We start from the raw sequence: 22,951 nt of genomic DNA on the forward strand, positions 1-22,951 counted from the left end.
ATTATAAACTAAACCGTCCAACATTTGGGGGTCAGTTCAGTCAGTGCCCTTTTTTGGTGGTGTACGTGCATCGATAAATGGTGGATTAGCGAGAATATTGGGGATCCGCAGCGGCGGTAAATAACACATCAGTAGAAGAGTTCAACGCCGTTTCGGCAGAGTCTTGGATCACACCGATGATAAAGCCAATCGCAACCACTTGCATGGCAATATCATTAGGGATGCTAAACAAGCTACTGGCCAGTGGGATTAATAATAGTGAACCACCTGCCACGCCTGAGGCGCCGCACGCACTGATGGTGGCGATCAGGCTAAGCAGCAGTGCTGACGCAAAGCTGACTTCGATGCCAAGGGTATGCGCCGCCGCTAAGGTTAAGACATTAATCGTGATGGCAGCACCCGCCATATTGATGGTCGCGCCCAATGGAATGGTCACTGAATAGGTGTCTTCGTGGATGCCCAGCTTGTGAGCAAGGTTCATGTTCACAGGGATGTTGGCGGCTGAGCTGCGAGTGAAAAATGCCGTGATACCTGACTCACGCAGGCAAGTAAATACCAGTGGATAAGGATTGCGGCGTGTTTTGATAAATACAATCAATGGGTTGGCGACCAAGGCGATAAACAGCATACAGCCGACCAGTACACCCAAAATACGGGCGTAACCTGCGAGAGCAGCAAAGCCTGTCTCGGCAATGGTATTGGCTACCAAGCCCAAAATACCAAAAGGCGCTAAAGCGATGACCCATTTGACCACCTGCGAGATGGCGTCTGCAAAGTCAATCACTACCGCGCGCGCGGTGTCACTGGCACTGCGCAAAGCAAAGCCAATCACAATCGCCCATGCCAAAATGCCCATATAGTTGGCATTGGCAATGGCACTGACTGGGTTGGCCACGAGATTTAAGAGCAGTGTGGTCAAGACTTCTTTCAAATCAGCAGGCGGCACTTGTTCAACGGCGCTGTTGACCAACACCAACTCAGTTGGAAAGGCAAAACTGGCCACAACAGCAGTCAATGCCGCCAAAAAGGTGCCAAAAATATACATGATCAAGACGGGCTTGACGTAGACTTCACCGCCTTTTCGATGCTGACAGATGGCCGCCATAACCAGTGTAAAGACCAGTATGGGTGCCACGGCTTTTAGCGCGCCGACAAACAGTGTACCGAGCAAACCCAACGCAATACCGACACTTGGTGCCAGCCAGCCAATCAAAATACCCAGTACCAAGCCGATAATAATCAGCGGCACCAGCCCTATTCGTTGATACATCGCTATTAATGAACGCATCACTCCACCCTCAACTTAATGAATAATTAACACTTTGTACAAACAGTATGATAAATGGGGAGGGATGGTAGCATTTTTTTGAATATTCGCCTACCGCCATTGGTCAACCTCAGTAAGGTATGTGGTTGCTTATAAAGGCGGCGCAGCCATAAAAAAGCCGCGCTATCAAAGCGCGGCAGTCATTATGATAAACCACAGAACAAAGTCATGAGTGTTAAGCCGTATCACACCTGAAAGTGGGTCAGCTCATAGTTTAGGCGTTGATAATGTTTGTACTTATCACGGCCAACTTGTTTGCTGTCTGTATCAGGCTGGATCAGCTCCAGCACACGGCTGGGCGGCGTTTGATGCATGTCCGTCATAAAGGTTTGGATACCCTGAGCCGTGGTATTGAGCACAATACCAGTAAAGTCGGCTGGTAGATAACTGCCCAGCAAAACAGGAGCAGGCAAATCGGCACTACGAACTGGAGCATCATTGATGTCAGCTTCATCGATCTCTGGCAGACGCTGATGCGGGATAAAGCTGAGCGCATCGTGCGACCACAGCGCTTCATCAACGGCCGCTAAAAACGCTGACTCCTCAGTTAAAATCAGCAAGGACTGCTCACTTTTGCTGAGGACACGCTCGGTCAGCTGACAAATAAAGCCCAAGATATCTTGGGCTTTAGCGTCACTTAACACATAAAAGCTGATCTGCATCGAGACTTATGCCTCAGCGCTGTTTTTTAGATACTGCATAAATAGTGGTACAGGGCGGCCTGTCGCGGCTTTGTCTTTGCCTGAGTTCCAAGCTGTACCTGCAATATCCAAATGCGCCCACGCCTGACCGTCTTCGATAAAGCGAGATAAGAAGCAAGCAGCAGTGACTGAACCTGCGGCGCGGCCACCGATGTTTTGAATATCAGCGATGGGCGAGTCAAGCTGTGACTGATACGCATCGTCCATCGGCATGTGCCAGATCAAATCACCAGATTGATTACTGGCATTTTCAAGCTCGAACAACACATCTTCATTGTTACTAAATACCGCTGAGCGCACATGACCAAGGGCGATGACGCAGGCGCCAGTTAATGTTGCCACATCGATGATGGCCGCAGGCTTGTAGCGCTGCACGTAGCACAACGTATCTGCCAAGACTAAGCGGCCTTCGGCATCTGTATTCAGAATTTCAACCGACTTGCCATTCATAGCGGTGACGATATCACCGGGGCGAGTCGCATCCCCTGATGGCATGTTCTCAGCACAGGCAAGTGCGCCCACGACGTTGATAGGTAGACGCGCTTCACACAAGGCTTTGATGGTGCCGAGTACGGACGCTGAACCGCCCATATCAAACTTCATCTCATCCATAGCCGCACCCGGCTTGATTGAAATACCACCTGAGTCAAAGGTCACCCCCTTACCGACCAAGACGATGGGCGCGTCGTGTTCTGTGTTTATAGCCGCCTCTGACTCTTCTTGGTTGGTTTTGGCTTGGCTGGCTTTGGCTTTTTTGTTGGGCAGCTTACCAGCAAGGGCTTTGAGGCCACTATTGGCTTTTTCTGCCGCTGCTGTCAGGTTACTGGCAGAAAAGGCGGATTTGCCTTGATATTCTAGCAGTACCAGTTTGCCTTCTTTGGTCGAGCCTTGAGCGACAGACAAAAAGCAGCCCATGCCGAGCGCTGACATATCCGCTTCACCCAATACAGTGACGCTTAACAGATCAGGATAGGTTTTGGCCAGCTCCTGCGCTTGCTCTGCCATATAGGCGGGGAAGCAGATATTGCCCGGCTCATTGGCGACATCGCGAGTGAGGCTTTGACCGGCAAACACGGCTTTGGCAAAGTCGAGCGCTGACTGTAGCGTATCATCAGCCAATAAGTAAATATCGGTCAATACTGGTGAGGTTTTTTCTGACTTATATTTGTCAAAGCGGTATGTCGCGGCTAGCAAGTTGAGGGCAAACTGGCCCAACTGGTCGCTGTTTAACTCATCCCCTAACGCGATGGTGATGGCAGTCACGCGCTTTTGCGTGTTTTGGTAAATGGTACTGGCCGTCTTTTGTAGCACGTTATGACTGAGGTTTTTGGTATTGCCCACGCCAACCAATAACAGCTGAATGGGATTTTGCTTGGTGGTTTTTTTATCACCCGCCAGAGCGTAGTCCGCGACGACTTCGCCCGCCTTACCATTGAAGTGAGAGACTTCAATCAGTTGTTCAATACGTGCTTGGTACTCATTGACAGCTGCATTGGCAAGAATATTTTTGTTGTCATCAACCAATACCACCAGACAGCTTGCATCTTTGGCAGTCGGTTTTTTGATGATTTTTTTGGTATGGGTTTGCGGAAGCTGAGCGGTTAAGCTGATATTCATATATTGTTATCCTTATTTATGCGAGGCGCGCTGTCATGGCCAGTATGGCGTCAATTGGCGCGCGTCGATGAGTCAATAAAAGTGCCGTATAATGGCTAAATGAGAATCATGATGATCGTTGTTATTTTATGCTTATCATGGTGCTTTAACATCGTTTGATATGGCGATAAAGGGGCGCATCAAACGTGTGCCGTAGTGTAGCATATCACCGGACAAGTGCGCAGTCTGCAAGGTGTTGGTAATGTTTACACACACATTTGCTGCAGATGATTGGCACTGACACGGCCTAAGCTGAGGTTTGTTAACCCAAGTTGAGCAGCTTGTCGGTGGATACCACAGTGGCAAAGTTGTCTTGTAGCGCATTCATCGCGGCGCTGTGAACCACTTCTGCGCTCATCACGCCGCCATCGTAGTTGGGCAGATCACGGGTGGCACAAGCATCGTGACAGACAAAGTTTTGAAACCCAAGATCGAACGCTGCACGAACACTGGCGCTGACACACATATGACTCATAAAGCCTGCAAACAGCACTTGCGGCTTTTTGGTGGCGAGTAACAACTCGTTGAGCTGGGTGTCATAAAAGGCATTGGGATGGGTTTTGATGATGGTTTGTTCACCATCGGTCGGCTCAAGACCTTTGATAATGGTGACGTTTTCGGTCAGCGGATCAAAGATGCTGCCGTTTTCTTGGCCATGATGCATCACATGAAAGACGGGCGCGCCTTCTTGGCGGGCTTTGTTGAGCAGTAAACGTGCTTTGGTGCTGGCGGCTTCGCCCAAGTGATCGAGTGGCATCGCGCCATCGACATATTCATTTTGATAATCGATAAATACCAGCGCGCAGTTTGACCATTCTAATGTGGGAAATTCAGCGCCAGAGAGTTCGAGCAGGGTAGAAGGCGTAGACATAGAAAGCTCCGTTTATAGTGGTAAAGGTATAGTGGTGACAGATCTGAAACAGCACAGGTTATTATTATTAGAAATGCTGCAAACCCAATCATGGTAAATCAAGCAGCGACCAAATAACAGAGGCACAATGTGTGCATCTATAGTGGCTATGTGGCGTCTGTGTGAGCAGATGTACTGGGTAACCCTTTTAGTATGACCAATTGGATTTGGGTAATGTTTGTAAACACATTTCACCGCCATCTGAGCACAAAACATGCTAGCATTAGCGGTTACGTTTGGCCGCTTCAATAGCTCGATACCCTTAATACCAAGGCCCAGACTTGCATCACCGCATCACCCCACTGCTCAAAGACCGCAGCACCACCAACCGCTAAGAGTACCTATTGTGATATTACGCCGCTATATGACCCGTCAGGTTGCCTCAACCACTGCTTTGGTATTGGGGTTTTTGGTCGTGCTGATGCTCGGTGGCCGTCTGATACGCTACTTTGGTATTGCTGCTGAAGGTGGTCTGGATATCAGCTTGCTGTTTACCATCATCGGTTATAATTTGCCGTATTTTTTAGAGCTGATTTTGCCGCTGGCGTTTTTTATTGGTTTAATGCTGGTCTTTGGCCGCTTGTATGTTGATCAAGAAATGGCGGTTATCAACGCCAGTGGTGTATCACGCGGCAAGCTGGCACGGTTGATGACGCCGCTGATAGTGGCGCTGTTTGTTGGTGAGGCGGCGCTGTCCATCGTGGGTAAGCCATGGGGAGTACGCTCTTCAGAAACCGTTTGGCAGCAGCAAGCATTGAATAATGCTTTTGACTTGATACGACCCAATGAGTTTATCAACAGCGGCGATTATCATTTGTATGTGGGCAGTCTGAGCGATGACAGAAAGCAGTTGCAAGATGTGGTACTGATTCAGAGTAAAAGTGCAGATAAAAAGTCTGCAGTCAGTAATACGGTTGATACGGCCAATGACGAACCAGACATGCCTGAGTTGCCCCGCGCCTTGACTGTTAACATTGATAACAGTGAGCAATCGATCAGTAAAGACATCATCACCTTAGCCAAGCGTGCCGAACAGGTAGATAGTGGTGGCAGCGGCTTAACCCAGCTGGATTTGTTCCAAGGACGACGCTATGAAGTGGCAGCAGGCAGCCTAAAATACAATCAAGTCAGCTTTGATCGCTACCGCATCACGTTAAGTTCACGCTCAAAAGAGGTGGTGACCGAAGACAATATTGAGACCCAGCCAATCGGGCCATTGTGGCAAGCCGCACTGGACACCTCAAGCAGTAATAGTAATGGTGATGTTACTACCATGCGCGCGGCACAAAGCGAGCTGGGTTATCGGTTCGCGCTACCGTGGCTGATGATTATCGCGCCGATGCTGGCGGTGCCATTGGCACAAGTACGACCACGGCAAGGGCGTTGGCTGCGTTTATTTCCCTCTATTTTATTGTTTGTCAGCTGCGCGCTTGGCATTATTTCTCTAAAAAATGCCGTCAGTAAAGGCAGCGTCAATGTTTGGTCATATGCCTGGTTGATTCTGGGTTTTATGGGGCTGGCGCTGTATCTCAACTGGAGTAGCCGCATCCAGCAGCGCTTACGTTTTCGTGGCGATCATAGCGATGCTATGTTGATGAATCCATCACACCGCGGCACAGAAGGAGGATCACGCTAATGGCCTCATCGCTATCTGCTAAGCCTATGCGCCTTAAAGTACTCAGCCGTTATGTCAAAATCAATGCGCTACTGGCTATTGTTGCCGCTGTGATGGGTTTGTGGGCGCTACAAGTGCTGTTCTCCTATCTGTCTGAGCTTGACTCTTTGAGCGACAGCTACACCATGGGTGACGCGCTCACCTATATCCTATATCGCTCGCCATACTTTTTAGAGCAGTTTATTCCCACAGGTGCGCTACTGGGTGCGGTCGTAGGCTTGGGACTACTTGCCAATAAAAGTGAGCTGGTGGTGATGCGCGCAGCAGGCGTGAGTATTTATCGTATCGTCGGCTGGGTGCTACAGCCTGCTTTTATTTTTGTGCTGCTGGCTCTGAGTATCAATCAGTTTGTACTGCCACATACCAATCAGCTGGCACACGCGATCAACAACGATGATGATGCCAATCAAATCATCTCGGTACGTGGCTATTGGACAGCGCTGCCGCGCTATCAAGTCGCAGGTAATGGCGAAGAAGAGGGCATAAGACCTGATGGCAGTGATATTTTATATATTGACTACGCTGATGTGGCAGGCAATATCGGCACAGTCAAGCGCTGGCATTTAGATAACAAGGGCAACCTGCAAACGGCGATTCGTGCGGATGGTGGGCACTACTCTGGTCGTACGCTGATTCCAGCTCACGGCGATGTTGATGAGCAATACCGCTACAACTGGCAGCTGCGTAACATGACCGAGCTGAGCATCACCCAAGGCTTTGACAGTCGCCAAGCGCGCTTGGCGTCAGATACCTTAAGCCTACCCTTCGCACCTGAGTCGGTGGCACTGTTGACGCGTGATGCGGACGATATGTCGCTCACGCAGCTGTATGCACATCACCAGTTGATGGGTCTACAAGGCAAGCGCTCGATCAAGCACGAAGTCGCCTTTTGGCAAAAGCTACTCTCGCCTTTGTCGATATTGTCACTGGTTATTGTCGCCTGCTCGTTTGTCTTTGGCTCGCTACGCACGCACAGTTTGGGCTTACGTATCGTCGTAGCATTGCTGTTTGGTTTGCTCTTTAGCTACATTCAGGACTTGGTTGGTTTTATCTCTCTAGCGACTGGGTTTTCGCCCATGCTGATGGTGCTGTTACCGATTATCGGTAGCGCCGTGCTCGGCGGCTATTTGATCAAACGGCAGATGTAGCAGACAACCCATATCCGTGAATGAACTAATAAAAAAGCACGCTACCTTTAATGTAGCGTGCTTTTTTTATGGCGATCTTTTGTGGTTGAGTGGCAAAAATTACTCTTTGGTTGCCATGGTAATGGTATAGGTTTTGCCTTGTTTGATTTTTTCGCTATTGCCAAACACTTCGGTAAACGAGCGTTTCATAAACTGACGCAAGCCATTAATGGTGACCACATAAAAACGCCCACCTTGACGCATGCGCGCATAAGCATCGAGGAAGTATAGATAGTGCTGCTCTTTACCGACTTTGGCAGGCAAGTTCGACATCACAAGGCTAAAGTTTTTGTCCGCTGCCACATGGTTAAAGCCATTTGATAAATGCACATCGACATTGTTTAGACCATTTTTTTCGCAGTTACGGCGTGCATATTCTACCGCCATAAAGTCTTTATCAATCAGTGTGTGCTGACCGTTCGGGCACTCGCGCGCTGCCGTCATACCAAGTACGCCATAGCCACAGCCCAAGTCGATTGAATCATCATCGTCTTGAAAATCCACATAATCCAGCAGCATCAAACTGCCATCATCGAGCTTTTGCGGTGAAAAAATACCCCACGTGGTCGCAAAATCAAACGGCTTACCCAGCACGTCTTGCTGAAAATGAATGTCTTCGCGCCAGTGTTGGGCGTTTTTGAGGAGGTCAGCAGGTGGTCTATGGCTCATGGGAGTCTCAAATAATAGATAGGTAAAAGGGGGTGCGTTGTCCAATCAGACAGTGCGCATCGTATGATGGGTATTGTAACGAGAAAAGGGTAGGTTTGCAGCTATCTGTTGTATTGTGGGACGTCGTTATTGCAAAAATTGTGATAGGAGCTGATCCTGCCGTCCGCTATTATCTGCCATATCTGCTAGGGCACGGCTATAGACAGGTCAGGTTGCTGCTACCGCGACATCCTGACCTACCAAGCCTTTGCAATCTAGCAGTCATGACAGGATAACTGCTCCAGTCAGGGCTAAACCGCACCGTAAGGCGACTATTGTATTATTGCGAGATTTAAATGGGGAAGACAGCTGTTAAAGAATGATAAACAGCATTTCTAAGACGTCGATATGTTAATTTTAAATTTTTGAGCAAGTTATATTCGTTAAAATATAGTTAACTGAATATCAAATATATATGACAAAATTGATTTTTTCTACGTAACATATTGAAAAATATAGTAAATTAGTTGTTTTACTTAGTTTTCAGCTCTTGGCCTTGTTTAAAAATCGCGTTACTCATTGCTTTATACTTCAAAATCTCAATTAACCATCTTGACTTGCATTAAAGTATGCAATAGAATCTAAGTTATAGAGACAAGAAAAAGCCCCTGAGCGAGCTATCCGACTAAAGAGAGCGTTCAGGAGCAGTTTTTCAAATAGAGTAATGGATTATTAAACAGCTTAGGCTGTACCATTTTTTTACGCATACTACATGAGGTAGTAATGGATAGTTTACCCAAAGTACTAGATTTTGTCAACGAACAAGCAACTTATCAAGTTGCACGTAGTGGTCATTTTGAACAGCAAGGTGATCAAGTAAGAGCTGATGCCTACCGTAATAGGTCCAAGGACTTTCTATCTTTAAAGCAGTTTATCGAAAATAACTGTAGAGAAAAACCCTCCTCAAACTCTATCTATATCACTCCTAATGACCTTATTGGTTTACCTCCTGAGCTAATTGCAGAACTTAATATCTCTGAATCAGATAAACAGGATTTCCTATTAATGGAAGTTGTTGAAGATCTGGGTGGTATTGCAAGTATCGATAAAATAATGATTCGAGTTTACCATAAAACTGGTGAGATACTTGAGCGTCAAAAGCTTGGTGCAAAGCTATATAGAATGATTAGTAAAAATTTAATATATTCTCTTCCTAGTAAGAAAGGCGTTTATTCTTTACAACCAGTGAGCGAAGAGGAGGAACAAAATATGGAGGATTAAAAAAGCTCAGCAACGGCAATTGCTGAGCTTAGAAATTAAAAACCAAAAAAAATGAGTAGTCTCAGAGGTTGATGACTATCATAATTTAAAGGTATTTTGTACTTTCGAAGGGTACACACATACTTTATATTAAATGTTAGGCATTGTCTATGCCTCTGTGGCTACTTGTAAATTGATATTTCATTAATTATAAGAAGTCAGGAGGCCTATATGGCTAAAGAATGTTCCTACCCTAAAGCCGTTCATGTACGTTGGTACTGGCGGTATAGATTCAAACGCTGGGAACGCGTTTGTGAACATTGTCGTAGTTATCCAAATCAGCAGTTGTCTTTCGATTTTTAACTGCTAGAGTTTAATTTTATAAAATGGCAATGGCTTTAGAGCTGTTGCCATTTTTTTATCTTCGAAGATAACTCTTTATATTACATTCCTAAGCGTTGCCAGCATACAAAAAACTTTAATCTTACTTCCCCAACCGCTTCTTTAACAAATGATCAAACACAAACGGCCCAAAGGGCAAAAATGAGCCAAGCACACCAGCAGGGAGCGCCCACAGCGGCATTTTGATTTTATGCGCCGTGATAAAGAGCACAACGATATAGGCGATAAACAATACCCCATGCACAGGCCCGACGTAGCCGACCATTTCAGGCATATCCATCATATATTTGAGAGGCATGGCGATACCTAGGAGCAGCAGAAAGGACGTGCCTTCCAAATAACCCATAATGGTCAGTTTTTTGAGCGCAAATTCTTGCGCTTGGGTGAGGGCGGGATTGGACGATGGCTCGGCGTGCGACACGGTGTATTCCTCTGACAATTATGAATCAATATTTAATGACAATTCTGCCCACCACGCTACCCAAAAGTTACCCACGCGGATGATGATCAGCATGCAATTGCTGCAATCTTGCCGTCGCCACATGGGTATAGATTTGCGTCGTGGACAAGTCACTGTGCCCAAGTAATAGCTGTACGCTGCGCAAATCGGCACCATGATTAAGCAGATGCGTGGCAAAGGCATGGCGCAGGGTATGCGGTGACAGTGCTTTATCAATACTGGCAACTTTGGCATACTTTTTAAGCAAATACCAAAAGTTCTGCCGCGTCATATAGCCGCCCTGCGCGGTCAAAAACACCGCTTGGCAGTTGCCTGATTTTAGATGGGCAATCAATTCTCCGCGCCCATGCGACAGGTAATCTTCTAGCGCATCGCTGGCATATTCGCCCAGTGGCACCAAGCGCGTTTTATTGCCTTTCCCAGTGATTTGTAGCCAGCCTGCGTTTAAGTTGACTTGCTCAAGTGACAGGTTAATCAGCTCACTGACGCGCAGACCGCACGCGTAGAGCACTTCTAACATGGCTTTGTCACGCAGCCCAAGTGCGGTGCTGGTATCGGGTGCCGCCAAGAGATTATCGACATCGGCTTCGCTCAAATCTTTTGGTAACGGTCGTCCGAGCTTTGGGCTTTTGATACGCTCGCAGGGATTGTCCTCGCGCAAATTACTCGCAATCATCCATAGATAAAACTGACGCAGGCTTGAGAGCATCCGCGCTTGGGTGCGCGGGGTTTTGCCATCTTTGCTCAGCATTGCTAAGCAGTGTAGGACATCCGTATCTTGCCAGTGAGTGAGTGCGCTAGGGCACATTTGCTCACATAGGCGTAGGTCACGGATATAAGCATTGCGCGTCCGCGTTGCCAGACCACGCGCGAGCATGGCTTGACGAAACTCGGTCAGATAGACATGCTCGTCATCGACTGCCAGCGCTTTGGGTTGCCTTTGCTGTACGGCGCGGTCACGGCTCATAGGGCGATGCTCGGATAAAGGTTAAGCACTTTTTTTCTTCACCACATAACGATACAGCGTTGCGCTTGTAGGCGTTTCATCATCGTCATCAACAGTGATTTCATCAGGGTCAGTATCTAGGCTGATGTTTTCCGCCAGCGTTTCTTGAGTCATCAGCTCATGACCCAAATGACGGCAAAAATTAGGAATGTCGCGGGTGGTAGCAGGATCGGTGGCCAGTATTTCGATCACCTCGCCGCTATCTGCTTTGCGGATGACTCGGTGCAGCATCATCACAGGTTCAGGGCAAATCAGCCCTTGGGTGTCTAAGCGATGGTCGATGGTGTTATCTGGTATAGAAGTGGTCATAGTCGTTATCATAAAGCAAGGTAGATGGGTTTATGGGTGGCGCGTTTTACTGGGTCGTATTTTCGGAGTCGGCTACTTCTGCCGTCTCTAGGGTTTCGTCCGTGGCCGCCACGTCTAAAAAATTAAAAAAACGCTTAAAACTGACTTTGAATAAAAACGCGACGCCAAGCCAGCAGGACAGTCCCAACCACGCCGTATCAGCAAACAGTAACCCACCAAGCAATATAATGGTCGATACGCCAATACTCATGGCAATCATTGAGGGCTGGTTTAAGCGATAACGATAAATCACAAAGGCATCGTAAAGAGTGATCGGAATGGTCAGCGCAACCAAGGCATAGGGCAAGTTATAAAACAGCTGATAAAGAATCTGGTTGTCATGGAACATCTTGATACTGGCGATGGTGCCAAAAATGACAAAAGCCCCAATCGCCGCATAAATCAGATAAATGGCAATGGTATTGGCACGCTGCGCGCCTTTAATACGGGCAATGGCAAGCGGGGCAAAGCCATGCTGCGAGGGTTGCTCAGGGATGGTGGTCATAATGCATCATCATTTTATAAAAGGGGCACAAGCCATCAGATAGGCTTGGCAAAAAGGGCGCACAACAAACGATTGCTTATTCCGCTTGAACCGCAGTGATCGGCAGCGCGCTGTCAGGATCAGCAAAATAGGCCGACAGCAAAATACAGGCAGAAATGTCATCAATTGGGTCGCGCGGACTTTGAATCCAGCCTTGTTCCCATGCTATCTCACGCGCACCAACGGAGGTCAGACGCTCATCGCACAAGATCACCGTAGCAGGAATATGCTGCTCTATCAGTCGGTGTGCCAAGCGGCGCGCAAATTTGTGCGCGCGTTTAGACAGCATAGAGCTGCTACCATCCATATTCAGCGGCAGGCCGACGACTATCTGTGATACGCGCCAGACATCGATGATACCCAGTAAGTTGTCCCAATCAGGCTGACCGTTATTCATCGCTAAAATATCAAAGGCGCGCGCGGTTTGAGTGACGCTGTTACCCAGCGCCATGCCCATTTTTTTGACGCCATAATCCAGACCTAGTAATAAATGCGCTTTTGGAGCGCCTATACTATCGTCCGTAGGTGAGCGGTTTATATCATTTGCTGTTGTCGTGTCAGTGGTCATCATATCAGGCGTTATCATATTTGGTGTCATCGTATCAGGGGCTTTCCTATGCGTCAGATAAAAAGTGGTACACGGTTTGGAGGTTGTCGGCGTGGATCGACTGGTTGCCTATCTATTAGAGAATTATGATCAGAGAAGTACAAGCAGTGCTAGGGGCCCTATATACCCATATATACCAATCAGGCGCGGCCAATATCACTGCTTAAGATATCAAAATTGACCCCAATCTTGTCGGCGGCCAGTTGCCAGCGCTCCTCAAACGGCGTATCAAACAGTAAAGTTAAGTCAGCAGGACAAACCAGCCAGTCGCCACTCTCAAGCTCACGATCCAGCTGTTTTTTATCCCAACTGGCATGCCCCAAGCACAAATGGTAATGACCAACGCCTTCTCCAGCCGCGATACGTTTGAGCACATCTTGACTGGTGGTGATACAGACATTTTCTGAAATGGCGAAAGAAGAGGCCCACGTCGGCTGCCCAGTATGGAGCACAAAACCCACCTCAGGATACATCGGCCCACCTTCTAATGCCAAGTCTTCCATCACCTGTGCATCGGTGACATCAATACTTAGGTCTTCGAGCAGCTTACCAACACGTGCTTGTTCTAGCGGACGATTGATCATCAAACCGATTGCACCCTGCGGGTCATGGCGGCAAATATAGATCAGTGCCTGTGTAAACCTAGGGTCGGACATCTCTGGCGCAGCAATCAAAAAATGATGGGTCAAGTTGGTCTTTGGCATAAAAACAAGCATTATATCAGTCGAATGAAGCACTACTATATGGCGATATCACCTAAAAAATCAACAGATGCCTTGTCACCGCGCCGCCGCGTTTGTATGGGGTTTGATACTCATGATTTGACATCCGTTAATAGACTGCGGGCATGCTCTCGTGTGACATCTGTGATGATCACGCCGCCTGACATACGCGCCAGCTCGTCGATTTGATCTTGCTTGGATACGACCACAAGCTCGCTTTGGGTTTGTTCACGGTGGTGCTTTTGTACCAAGATATGCTGGTGCGCCTGCGCGGCGACCTGTGCTTGGTGGGTGATGGCGAGCAGCTGCTGAGTGTGTCCGAGGGTGCGTAGCAGGGCGCCCACCACTTGAGCAGTGCCGCCACTGATACCCACATCGACTTCATCAAAGACCAGCATGGGCTTGGCGGCATTGTGATCGGCATTGGTTGCTTGTAACACCTGCATCACCAGCGCCATTCGTGACAGCTCACCGCCAGAGGCAATCTTGTGTAGTGGCTGCATGGGCATACCCACATTGGCGCTAAACAGTAGGTCGATATCATAGCAGCCTTGCGCGTTATACTGTGCTTGGTCTGCTTTTTTATGAAAGACAAACTTACAGCGGGCATTGGGTAGGGCGAGCGGTTGTAGCTGCTCGACCAGCTGCGCACAAATAGGTTCAGCAGCTTGCGTACGTGCTTTGTGTAGCTTTTTGGCTAGGCTTAGATACGCCTGCCATGCTGCTTCGATGTGAACTGCCATGGCATCACTGCTGGGTTCGTTTTCAAGTTCAGTTAACTGTGCTTGCCATATCTTGGCTTCAGCAATCAGGTCACTGGCAGGTAGGTTATGTTTACGTGATAAGCGATGCGCCAGACTGATGAGGTTATCTAGCGTTTGCAAGCGCTCAGGGTCAGGCAACTGCTGCTCGGCGTAGTCAGAAAGCAGGGCGGTCACTTCCGAAATTTGCTGCTGCGCCAAATACAGTTGTTCTGAGGCTTGGCTAAAGGTTTGACTGACCCCCACTTGGTGATCACAAAGCTTGATGGCTTGACCCAGCAGGGTCATGACATCTGGCTCATCCGTATCATTATCAAGCAAATGCAAACCATGACTGGCCTCGGTCATCAGCGCTTCGATGTTGGAGAGCTCTTCGTGCTCCGCTTCGATCTCTTCATAATCGACTGTCAATAACGGCGCGATATCACTCAGCTGATTTTCGAGCAATTGAATGCGATCTTGGCGCTGCGCTTCGCGGCTTGCAATGTCATCAGCGCGGCGTTTGAGCTGTTGATAGCATTGATAGTGCTCCGCAGTTTGTGCGGCAAGTGCTGTGGTTTGCGCCATTTCATCAAGCCATTGCACTACAAATTGCGGCTTGAGCAATGCATGCTGTGCGTGTTGGCTATGAATATTGACCAAGAGCGAGCCCAAGCTTTTGAGCTCAGCCAAGCTGACAGGCGCACCATTTAGCCACGATTTCGAGCGGCCGCTGCTACTCAGTTGGCGGCGAATCAATACTTCAGGCTCATCGAGTGTGCGCTCATGTTCTGCAAACCAACTGGCAACAAGGGTGTTGTCAGTCACGTCAAATTGGGCATAGACATCGGCGTGACTTGCACCGTGACGAACCATCGAACTATCGGCGCGGCCACCAGCACATAAGGCGAGTGCATCAAGTAGTAGCGACTTACCTGCGCCTGTCTCGCCAGTAATGACGTTAAAGCCTTCAGCAAAGCTCAGCTCATGCTCATCAATCAGCGCAAACTGGTATAAGGTTAATGATAATAGCATCAAAGCCTCTCATGGCAGACTGGTATCAGACCGTCGTTGCCATCTTGGTTAAGGGATATACTGATCGCCACGCACTGCCATCCAACAGGCCTCGCAACCAGAACTATCAGTAGTATCGACAGTGTCGCAATCATCGCATTGGCATGGTATGTGCTGCCAAATCACGTATCATACCGCATTAATAGGGTCATATGATGCCGTTTGCGACCAGTTTTGTTGCCAAGCAAATAACGGATAGAGCGGCAGCAAAAGCGTTGATAATTATACGATATTTTATCTATAAGAGTAGCGTTATCTGTACCCAGCCACATTTGTAGATCTGCTTTTGAATGTGCTGTAACAAACTTTACAGATATAATGTGGTAGCATAATCTTACCTAACCGTAATTCATCTTACACAATGTATATAAGATGAGCGCTGCGTGGCTAGGGTTTATGCAGTTACTTATTTTTTAGTTTGGTAATAATTATTTGATGAGGAAGCCACTATGTCAGCGGCACAATATAAGAATGTGACAATCAATGCTCAAGCCACCATATCATATGATGGGCGTTGCTCAAGCCATACTATTATGTTTGAAGATGGTCGTCATAAGACGTTGGGCGTTATCCTACCGTGTGATCATACGGTTGAGCAATACCACTTTAGTACGAATACCTCCGAGCGTATTGAAATCATTAGCGGCACGTGCGAGGTCAAAATTAATGGTGATGAAGATTTTAGCTATTACCGTGCCAGTCAGTCATTTGTGGTTGAAGGCAACAGCAGCTTTAATTTGCGTACCGAAGAGATTGTACAATACGTCTGTCATCTAGAGGGTTAATACTGAGTAGGTTAACCGCTGCCGCTTATCTTTGATTGCTTCCTGCAATCACCACTTTTTACACAGTAGAGTCACTATGGCAAAACCCAGCTATTTTTATGGCATTCATGCAATTGACGCGCTGCTTGAGCATCGCCCTATTGACGCGCTCAGCTTATTTGTACAACAAGGCCGTGAAACCGACAGCCATGTACAGGCGATTATCAGCGCCGCACAAGATAATGGCGTGAGTGTGCAACCCACCCAAAAAGACAAGCTGACTCAGCTGTGTGGCAGTCCGCAGCATCAAGGCGTGGTGCTACATGCGCGCCCGCTTAATTTTGCAGATGAAGGGTTACTGACGACTATTGCTCAGCGTGACAGCTGTTTGTTGCTGGTGCTGGATCAAATTACAGACGCGCATAACTTCGGTGCCTGCTTGCGCACGGCGGTGGCGATGGGTGTCGATGCGGTAGTGTGTCCCAAACATCATGCGGCCAGCCTGACACCGACCGTTTCCAAAGTCTCAGTCGGAGCGGCGGAGCTTATGCCCATTGTGAGTGTGACCAATCTTGCCCGCAGCTTAACTCAAATCAAAAATGCAGGTGTCTTTGTCTTTGGTACGGCACTAGATGAGAGCGCCAAGCCCTTGCATGCTGCTGACTTGACAGGAAAAACCGCGCTTATTATGGGGTCTGAAGGGGAGGGCATGCGCCGATTGACCATGGAGAGCTGTGATGAGCTGGTCTATATTCCCATGTCAGGTAATGAGCATGGCAACTTGCAAAGCCTAAACGTCAGTGTGGCTACAGGTATGGCCTTATATGAGGTTAACCGGCAGCGGACGCTAGCTGCTGGGCAAGCATAAGATAATTTTGATGTAGTGGGGCGAGTTTGGCGTATAGCTCAGACAAGTTATCATCATTGACCACCACATCATCGGCGTGGCGATTGCGTGCCTCGCGGCCTAATTGATTGGCCATGATGGCTTTGATTTTATTGACACTTTGATCATCACGCTGGCTGGCACGCGCCAGTTGGGTCTCTTCTAGCGCATCAATCACCAGTACGCGTTGACACAGATTGACCAATCCTGCCTCCGCACCTTCAATCAACAGCGGCGCAACCAAAATCGTATAGGTTGAGGTGCTGGCTGCCAGCTGTTGTTTTGCTGCTTCACGGATCGCAGGGTGGGTGATAGACTCAAGCTCAATTAAGGCATCAGGGTGAGTGAACACATGCGTACGCACCGCTGATCTGTCCATCTCACCCGATTCATTAATCACCCAGTCGCCAAATTTATTTTGAATTTTTTTTAGCGTTGGGCTGCCTTTTGCCACTACCTGATGGGCAATAACATCCGCATCGATGATATCGATATTTTGTGTGGCAAACCAAGCGCTGGCCGCTGACTTACCACTGCCGATACCACCAGTTAATCCAACCACCAGTTTTCTGCTACTGGCAGGGTGAATGGATGCAGTATTGCCATTTTTGGCAATAGTTTGTGGTGTCATAGTTGCAGAATGATGGGTCTGTGTTGACATAAAATTGACTTATTGGTTTGTTAGCATAAAAAATAAAAACAACGCAAAAATGTAGCCTTCCTATCACAGTGAGCAGGTGAGATCGTTATCTATTTACCCAACCTGCTCGCTGATGTCTTTATGGTTTTTAGTGGTAGATGGTGTGTCAGAGAGTTAGTTGTCTTGTGAGTATGATTGTATATCAAACATACATGTCCAAGTACCAGCTGACAATATCATTACCATAGAGTAACGCTATAATCCCTGCAATCGCGATATAGGGGCCAAATGCGAATGGTCGACTCTCACCTTGTTTTTTCATTAAAATGATGCCAACGATCGAACCTAGTAATGAAGACAATAAGATGATCAGCGGTAACATTAGTGGACCGAGCCACGCGCCAAGCACGGCAAGCAGTTTAAAGTCACCCTGCCCCATCCCCTGCTTTTTGGTCAATAAGTAAAATATCTTTACCACCACCCACAATGACAAAAACCCAATGAGTAAGCCCCAGATAGATTGAGTGGGGGAGACAAACCAGCCTTGCGAGTTGACGGCCAAGCCTAAGCCTGCCAAAGGGTAGGTTAGGCGATCAGGCAACAGCTGGGTATCAAAGTCAATCCCAGTTAAGGCAATTAACGTCCAAACCAAAGGCAGTGCTGACAATCCAGCAGTAGTGACCCCAAAGTAATAAATCACCAGCCCAGACAATATCGCTGTGATCAATTCGACCAAAGGGTAGCGGATGCCGATGCTGCTTTTGCAGGCTGAGCAGCGCCCACGCAGTACCAGCCAGCTGAGCAGCGGAATATTTTCGTACCACGTAATTTTATGAGCGCAATGCGGACAGCGCGAAGCGGGTCGACTGAGCGTAATTGGCGTGTCTGTAGCGGTTATTTGCAGCAAAGCTTTGGTGTGTTCCTGCGGCATGTCTGCCTGATGATCCAGAAAATGGCTACATTCTTGTCGCCATTCATACTGCATCATCAGCGGTATGCGGTGAATAACCACATTTAAAAAACTGCCGACACACAATCCTAAAATAGTAAAAAGAATGACGGCTAAGGTTAGGTTTTCTTGCAACAATATTATGAATGGCATCTACTATCCTACGACTGAGCCCATTTGGAAAATAGGCAAGTACATGGCAATAACCAAACCACCGACCAAGACCCCTAATATGGCCATGATCATGGGCTCCATCAAGCTAGTCAAGCCATCAACGGCATTATCTACTTCATTTTCATAATACACCGCGACTTTATCTAACATCTCTTCCAAACTACCTGCTTCCTCGCCAATACCCACCATCTGAATAGCGAGACTTGGAAATAGATTGGTACTGCGCATGGAGAACTGCAATTGTTGACCTGTGGCAATGTCATTTTTGATTTGCTGGGTGGCGTTATAAAATACCACATTGTTGGTGGCACCTGCAGTTGAATCGAGCGCATCGATTAATGGCACACCAGCGGCAAACGTGGTTGACAAAGTACGGGCGAAACGGGCAATCACGGCTTGATAGGCAATGTTGCCAAATATCGGTGCCTTTAAGGTCGCTCGGTCTAAAAAATCGCGAAATTTTTTGCTGCGCTTTTTGCTTTCAGAAAACGCAATAATAGAACCACCAATAACAATGATAAGTATAAACCACCATGATTGCATCCACTCAGACATACCAACTACCATTTGGGTAAAGGCAGGCAATTCAGCACCAAAAGATTCAAACAGACCAGAAAATACAGGTACCACTTTTACCAGAAGAATAATAGTAACAATAACAGCAACCACGATAACAGCGATAGGGTATTTCAGTGCTTTTTTAATCTTGGCTTTTAACAGCTCACTTTTTTCTTTATAGGTGGCCACGCGCTCTAACATGGTTTCAAGTGCGCCTGATTGCTCTCCGGAGTCGACAAGAGAACAAAACAAATCATCAAAATAACGTGGGTGCTTTCTTAAAGCAGAAGCAAAGGTACCACCTGCCTCGATATCACCCTTAATCTGTAAGACTAGCTCTTTCATGCTGGGATTGTCTAGTGAATCGGCGACAATTTCAAAAGACTGGGTTAATGGCACGCCAGCCTTCATCATGGTGGCCAGCTGACGTGCAAAAATAGCAATATCAATGGGTTTAATGGCTTTTTTACTGGTAAATAGTGCTTTTGGTTTTTTCTTAATACTTTTGACGGTAATGCCTTGTTTACGTAATGTGGCCTTCGCCAGCTCTAAACTGCGACTGGTGGTCTCTCCTTTTATTTTTTGTCCGCGCCGATTGACCCCGTCATAGACAAAATCCATTAGCATATCCGTTTTTGCTTTTGCCATGTCTCTACCCCAAGTGTGATGCCATCTGGTTATTAAATAAATAGCAAGTAACGCTTAAGCGCTGCTTAACCTCTATCATAAACGATAATAGGTTATCAAATCTGCTTAAAATTATACTGATTTGCCACTATTTAATGATAATACTTTAGTTTCATAACCATTCTACCCTGTGTGATCGGTTTTGTATGAAATACCGTTCTAAACCGGATTATTCAGAGGTGACTCGCATCATCTCTTGAATGCTGGTCGTGCCTTGTAATACTTTTAAAATTCCTGAACGGCGCAGATCACGAAAGCCATTTTTTAAGGCGGCATCTTTGATGTCAATGGCATTGCCATCTTCCATAATAATGCGTGAAATATCAGAATTGATTTTCATGACTTCATAAATACCCACTCGGCCTTTATAGCCTTCACGGCACTCGCCGCAGCCGACAGGCTCATAGATAATGTTAGCGGGTTCGTCCAAGTCTGCCTCTGTAAAGCCCAATTCAAGCAAGCTTTGCCGCGGCAAGCTAATGGGTTTCTTGCAGTTTTTACATAGGCGGCGCGCCAAACGCTGGGCAATGACAAGATTCACCGAGGTAGCGATATTGAAGGAAGCCACGCCCATATTACGCAAGCGTGTCAGGGTTTCCGGTGCTGAATTGGTATGCAGTGTAGATAGCACCATATGGCCGGTTTGCGCCGCTTTGATTGCAATTTCGGCCGTTTCAAGATCACGAATCTCACCAACCATGACAATGTCTGGATCTTGACGTAAAAATGATTTAAGTGCATTGGCAAAGGTTAGTCCCACTTTGGGGTTAACGTTGACCTGATTGATGCCCTCAAGGTTGATCTCGACAGGATCTTCTGCCGTTGAGATATTGGTATCCCCTGTATTTAGAATGTTGATGCCCGTATAAAGCGAGACGGTTTTACCGGACCCCGTTGGACCAGTAATCAGCAGCATGCCTTGCGGCTTATGTAGCGCTTCTAGGAACATCTCTTTTTGATCAGGCTCATATCCTAAGGCCTCAATACCCAGCATGGCTGAGGACGGATCCAAAATACGTAAAACCACTTTTTCACCAAACAGTGTGGGTAAGGAGTTAACACGAAAGTCAATGGCTTTATCGCGCGAGAGTTTGAGTTTGATACGGCCATCTTGCGGGATACGGCGTTCGGAGATGTCCATTTGTGACATGACTTTAAGACGAGCCGCAATTTTACCAGCCATTTGTACAGGCGGTGTGGCCATTTTTTGCATCACACCATCAACACGAAAACGGACACGGTAGGTTTTCTCATACGGCTCAAAATGTAAATCGGATGCGCCCATACGAATGGCATCAATCAGCATTTTATTAACAAATTTAACCACAGGAGCTTCATCAACCCCATCTGAAATAGTGGTGGCTCCGTCACCTGTCTCACTATCATTCCCATCCGCATCGATATTAAAATCGCCATCAGAAAAACTGTCAAAGCTTTGCATGCTATTGGCATAAAAGCTTTCGATACGTTTCTTGAGTTTATCTTCCTCAACCACTACGGTTTCAATGGACAGGCGTGAATTAAACGCGATGGCATCAATGGCATCAATACGGGTAGGATCGCTGAGGGCTACAAACAAACGCTGACCGCGTTTAAAAATGGGTAGCGCATTAAACTGGCGAACGATTTTCTCATCGACCAAATCCTTGGGCAGCGCATCACTACTCAAAGCGTTTAAATCAAAGAATGGGTCACCAAATGATTGTGACAATACCATAGCCAAGTCATAGGCTTTGGCCATTTTATGCTCGATCAAGTAGGAAATGACACCAACTTTTTGCTGTTTTGACTCATGCTGCGCAGTAGTCATATGTGCTTCGCTCACCACGCCAGCATGAATCAACTGCTGGGCTAGGCTTCCAAAGGTACCAGTGGCGCTTGCCATATGTCATCTCCCTTATCTAAGTGTACAAAGCCTATCAAAACACAGAATAATCAACCCAAGCAGTACAAAAGTATGCAAGAAACATGACAGTTGTTTGAAAGCAAAAAAGCAATAGATATGCGTTTTTTATCAAATTTCGGGTAAAATTTTCAGGCAGAGGCTGCTAGAGTATACTATAGCACTTTCAAAATATTTGTTATACTGGCGCGCAGCTGATAGTGTCGGTCACAATCAACAACACAAGGTAGAGGAATTATGCAAGCTTGGGTCATTGGCAACTGGAAACAAAACCCTGCTACTAATCTGGAAGTCAGTACGCTCGTTGATAGTCTATTGACTGCCGTGTCTAGTGATCCATATTTGAGCAATAATGAGCAGCAGCATTGTCAATTAATGGTCGCGCCCAGCTGTATACATCTAGCAGCCGTAAGCGCACGTTTGGCAAACTCACCGATATTGAGTGCGTCTCAAGACATCGGTGCTCATGGTGCACAAACGGGTGCTTATACAGGTGATTGCTCAGCAGCTCAAGTGGCTGATGCAGGTGCGAGTTGGACCATTTTGGGCCATTCTGAACGTAGACAGTATCACCAAGAAGATGCAAAGGTATTGGCGCAAAAAATACAACACGCCCTATCACAATCCATTGGCGTTATCTTATGTATAGGTGAGACGCAAGTGCAGTATAATGCCCAGCAAACGTTCGCTGCACTTGATGACCAGCTGACAGTGATCGATACGGTACTAAAGAACAATCCTGATATGGCAGATATCTTGTCTCAGCGCTTGATCATTGCATACGAGCCAGTGTGGGCGATTGGCACTGGTAAAGTGCCGACCGTGACGGAAGTGAGTAAAACCCATCAGCATATCAAGCAAACCTTAGCCAAATTTGATGAGCGCTTACACGCCACACCAGTTATCTATGGTGGGAGTGTGAATACAGACAATGCAGACAGTTTTGCTGCTGATCCAATGATCAGCGGAGCACTGGTCGGCGGTGCGTCTTTAAAGGCTACAAGCTTTTTGGCCATTGCCCAAGCGTTTGTACGCGCAAAGACATCAGCGTAAGGCAGCACTATCTATATCATTTATGCTCACTAAGCGATATTTGAGTAACCATTATTGGCATAAGATAGAT

The 22,951-nt window shown here is 47.2% G+C and carries 22 protein-coding genes; 6 read left to right on the forward strand and 16 right to left on the reverse strand.

Annotation, left to right across the window (positions count from 1 at the left end):
- Nucleotides 1-85: 85 nt before the first annotated feature.
- The 4 genes from sstT to ACFI32_RS13060 form a co-directional block, all read right to left on the reverse strand.
- Nucleotides 86-1,288: a serine/threonine transporter SstT gene (gene sstT, locus ACFI32_RS13045; protein WP_462627034.1), complete on the reverse strand. Its 1,203-nt coding sequence runs from the start codon at nt 1,286-1,288 to the stop codon at nt 86-88.
- Between the two features lie 224 nt (nt 1,289-1,512).
- Entirely contained in the window at nt 1,513-1,989 is a 477-nt protein-coding gene (locus ACFI32_RS13050) for a DNA polymerase III subunit chi (protein ID WP_462627035.1), read from the reverse strand.
- A 6-nt stretch (nt 1,990-1,995) separates the two neighbouring features.
- Entirely contained in the window at nt 1,996-3,645 is a 1,650-nt protein-coding gene (locus tag ACFI32_RS13055) for a leucyl aminopeptidase (protein ID WP_462627036.1), read from the reverse strand.
- 301 nt (nt 3,646-3,946) lie between these two features.
- Complete coding sequence (locus tag ACFI32_RS13060) at nt 3,947-4,555, reverse strand: cysteine hydrolase family protein (protein WP_462627037.1); 609 nt, start codon at nt 4,553-4,555, stop codon at nt 3,947-3,949.
- A gap of 403 nt (nt 4,556-4,958) precedes the next feature.
- Between ACFI32_RS13060 and ACFI32_RS13065 the strand changes: the two genes are divergently transcribed.
- Both ACFI32_RS13065 and lptG read left to right on the forward strand, forming a co-directional pair.
- Complete coding sequence (locus tag ACFI32_RS13065) at nt 4,959-6,230, forward strand: LPS export ABC transporter permease LptF (RefSeq protein ID WP_462627038.1); 1,272 nt, start codon at nt 4,959-4,961, stop codon at nt 6,228-6,230.
- Between the two features lie 26 nt (nt 6,231-6,256).
- Nucleotides 6,257-7,417: an LPS export ABC transporter permease LptG gene (gene lptG / locus ACFI32_RS13070; protein ID WP_462627076.1), complete on the forward strand. Its 1,161-nt coding sequence runs from the start codon at nt 6,257-6,259 to the stop codon at nt 7,415-7,417.
- A gap of 99 nt (nt 7,418-7,516) precedes the next feature.
- Here the strand turns inward: lptG and ACFI32_RS13075 are convergent, their stop codons facing one another.
- Nucleotides 7,517-8,125: a class I SAM-dependent methyltransferase gene (locus ACFI32_RS13075; RefSeq protein WP_462627039.1), complete on the reverse strand. Its 609-nt coding sequence runs from the start codon at nt 8,123-8,125 to the stop codon at nt 7,517-7,519.
- Nucleotides 8,126-8,887: 762 nt separating this feature from the next.
- Between ACFI32_RS13075 and ACFI32_RS13080 the strand changes: the two genes are divergently transcribed.
- Nucleotides 8,888-9,385 (forward strand): hypothetical protein, encoded by a 498-nt coding sequence (locus ACFI32_RS13080; protein ID WP_186475313.1) that lies wholly within the window; start codon nt 8,888-8,890, stop codon nt 9,383-9,385.
- Nucleotides 9,386-9,848: 463 nt separating this feature from the next.
- Here the strand turns inward: ACFI32_RS13080 and ACFI32_RS13085 are convergent, their stop codons facing one another.
- The 7 genes from ACFI32_RS13085 to recN form a co-directional block, all read right to left on the reverse strand.
- On the reverse strand, nt 9,849-10,187 hold the full coding sequence (locus tag ACFI32_RS13085) for a DUF3817 domain-containing protein (RefSeq protein ID WP_462627040.1): 339 nt from the start codon (nt 10,185-10,187) through the stop codon (nt 9,849-9,851).
- 67 nt (nt 10,188-10,254) lie between these two features.
- On the reverse strand, nt 10,255-11,193 hold the full coding sequence (xerD, locus tag ACFI32_RS13090; protein ID WP_462627041.1) for a site-specific tyrosine recombinase XerD: 939 nt from the start codon (nt 11,191-11,193) through the stop codon (nt 10,255-10,257).
- 21 nt (nt 11,194-11,214) lie between these two features.
- A complete protein-coding gene (gene tusA, locus ACFI32_RS13095; protein ID WP_462627042.1) occupies nt 11,215-11,541 on the reverse strand; it encodes a sulfurtransferase TusA in 327 nt (108 codons plus the stop codon).
- A gap of 46 nt (nt 11,542-11,587) precedes the next feature.
- Entirely contained in the window at nt 11,588-12,085 is a 498-nt protein-coding gene (locus tag ACFI32_RS13100) for a hypothetical protein (protein WP_462627043.1), read from the reverse strand.
- A 76-nt stretch (nt 12,086-12,161) separates the two neighbouring features.
- A complete protein-coding gene (ruvX, locus tag ACFI32_RS13105; protein WP_462627044.1) occupies nt 12,162-12,710 on the reverse strand; it encodes a Holliday junction resolvase RuvX in 549 nt (182 codons plus the stop codon).
- A 161-nt stretch (nt 12,711-12,871) separates the two neighbouring features.
- Entirely contained in the window at nt 12,872-13,435 is a 564-nt protein-coding gene (locus ACFI32_RS13110; protein ID WP_462627045.1) for a YqgE/AlgH family protein, read from the reverse strand.
- A gap of 110 nt (nt 13,436-13,545) precedes the next feature.
- Complete coding sequence (recN, locus tag ACFI32_RS13115) at nt 13,546-15,228, reverse strand: DNA repair protein RecN (protein ID WP_462627046.1); 1,683 nt, start codon at nt 15,226-15,228, stop codon at nt 13,546-13,548.
- Nucleotides 15,229-15,716: 488 nt separating this feature from the next.
- Between recN and ppnP the strand changes: the two genes are divergently transcribed.
- Both ppnP and rlmB read left to right on the forward strand, forming a co-directional pair.
- The gene (gene ppnP, locus ACFI32_RS13120) at nt 15,717-16,052 is read left to right on the forward strand and encodes a pyrimidine/purine nucleoside phosphorylase (RefSeq protein WP_462627047.1); all 336 of its coding nucleotides are present in this window, start codon (nt 15,717-15,719) and stop codon (nt 16,050-16,052) included.
- 76 nt (nt 16,053-16,128) lie between these two features.
- Nucleotides 16,129-16,899 (forward strand): 23S rRNA (guanosine(2251)-2'-O)-methyltransferase RlmB, encoded by a 771-nt coding sequence (gene rlmB / locus ACFI32_RS13125; protein WP_462627048.1) that lies wholly within the window; start codon nt 16,129-16,131, stop codon nt 16,897-16,899.
- On the opposite strand, the gene coaE is transcribed toward rlmB, so the two are convergent.
- The 4 genes from coaE to pilB all read right to left on the reverse strand — a co-directional run bounded on the left by coaE (nt 16,862) and on the right by pilB (nt 21,810).
- The gene (coaE, locus tag ACFI32_RS13130) at nt 16,862-17,548 is read right to left on the reverse strand and encodes a dephospho-CoA kinase (protein ID WP_462627077.1); all 687 of its coding nucleotides are present in this window, start codon (nt 17,546-17,548) and stop codon (nt 16,862-16,864) included. The two genes, rlmB and coaE, sit on opposite strands and share 38 nt — an antisense overlap.
- A gap of 211 nt (nt 17,549-17,759) precedes the next feature.
- Entirely contained in the window at nt 17,760-18,659 is a 900-nt protein-coding gene (locus ACFI32_RS13135) for a prepilin peptidase (RefSeq protein ID WP_462627049.1), read from the reverse strand.
- Nucleotides 18,660-18,662: 3 nt separating this feature from the next.
- A complete protein-coding gene (locus ACFI32_RS13140) occupies nt 18,663-19,886 on the reverse strand; it encodes a type II secretion system F family protein (RefSeq protein ID WP_462627050.1) in 1,224 nt (407 codons plus the stop codon).
- A 208-nt stretch (nt 19,887-20,094) separates the two neighbouring features.
- On the reverse strand, nt 20,095-21,810 hold the full coding sequence (gene pilB / locus ACFI32_RS13145; RefSeq protein WP_462627051.1) for a type IV-A pilus assembly ATPase PilB: 1,716 nt from the start codon (nt 21,808-21,810) through the stop codon (nt 20,095-20,097).
- Nucleotides 21,811-22,065: 255 nt separating this feature from the next.
- On the opposite strand from pilB, the gene tpiA reads away from it, so the two are divergent.
- Nucleotides 22,066-22,881 carry a triose-phosphate isomerase gene (tpiA, locus tag ACFI32_RS13150; RefSeq protein ID WP_462627052.1) on the forward strand — a complete coding sequence of 272 codons (816 nt, stop codon included), beginning with the start codon at nt 22,066-22,068 and terminating at the stop codon, nt 22,879-22,881.
- Nucleotides 22,882-22,951: the final 70 nt, after the last annotated feature.

The organism is Psychrobacter sp. PSi21 (assembly GCF_054960615.1).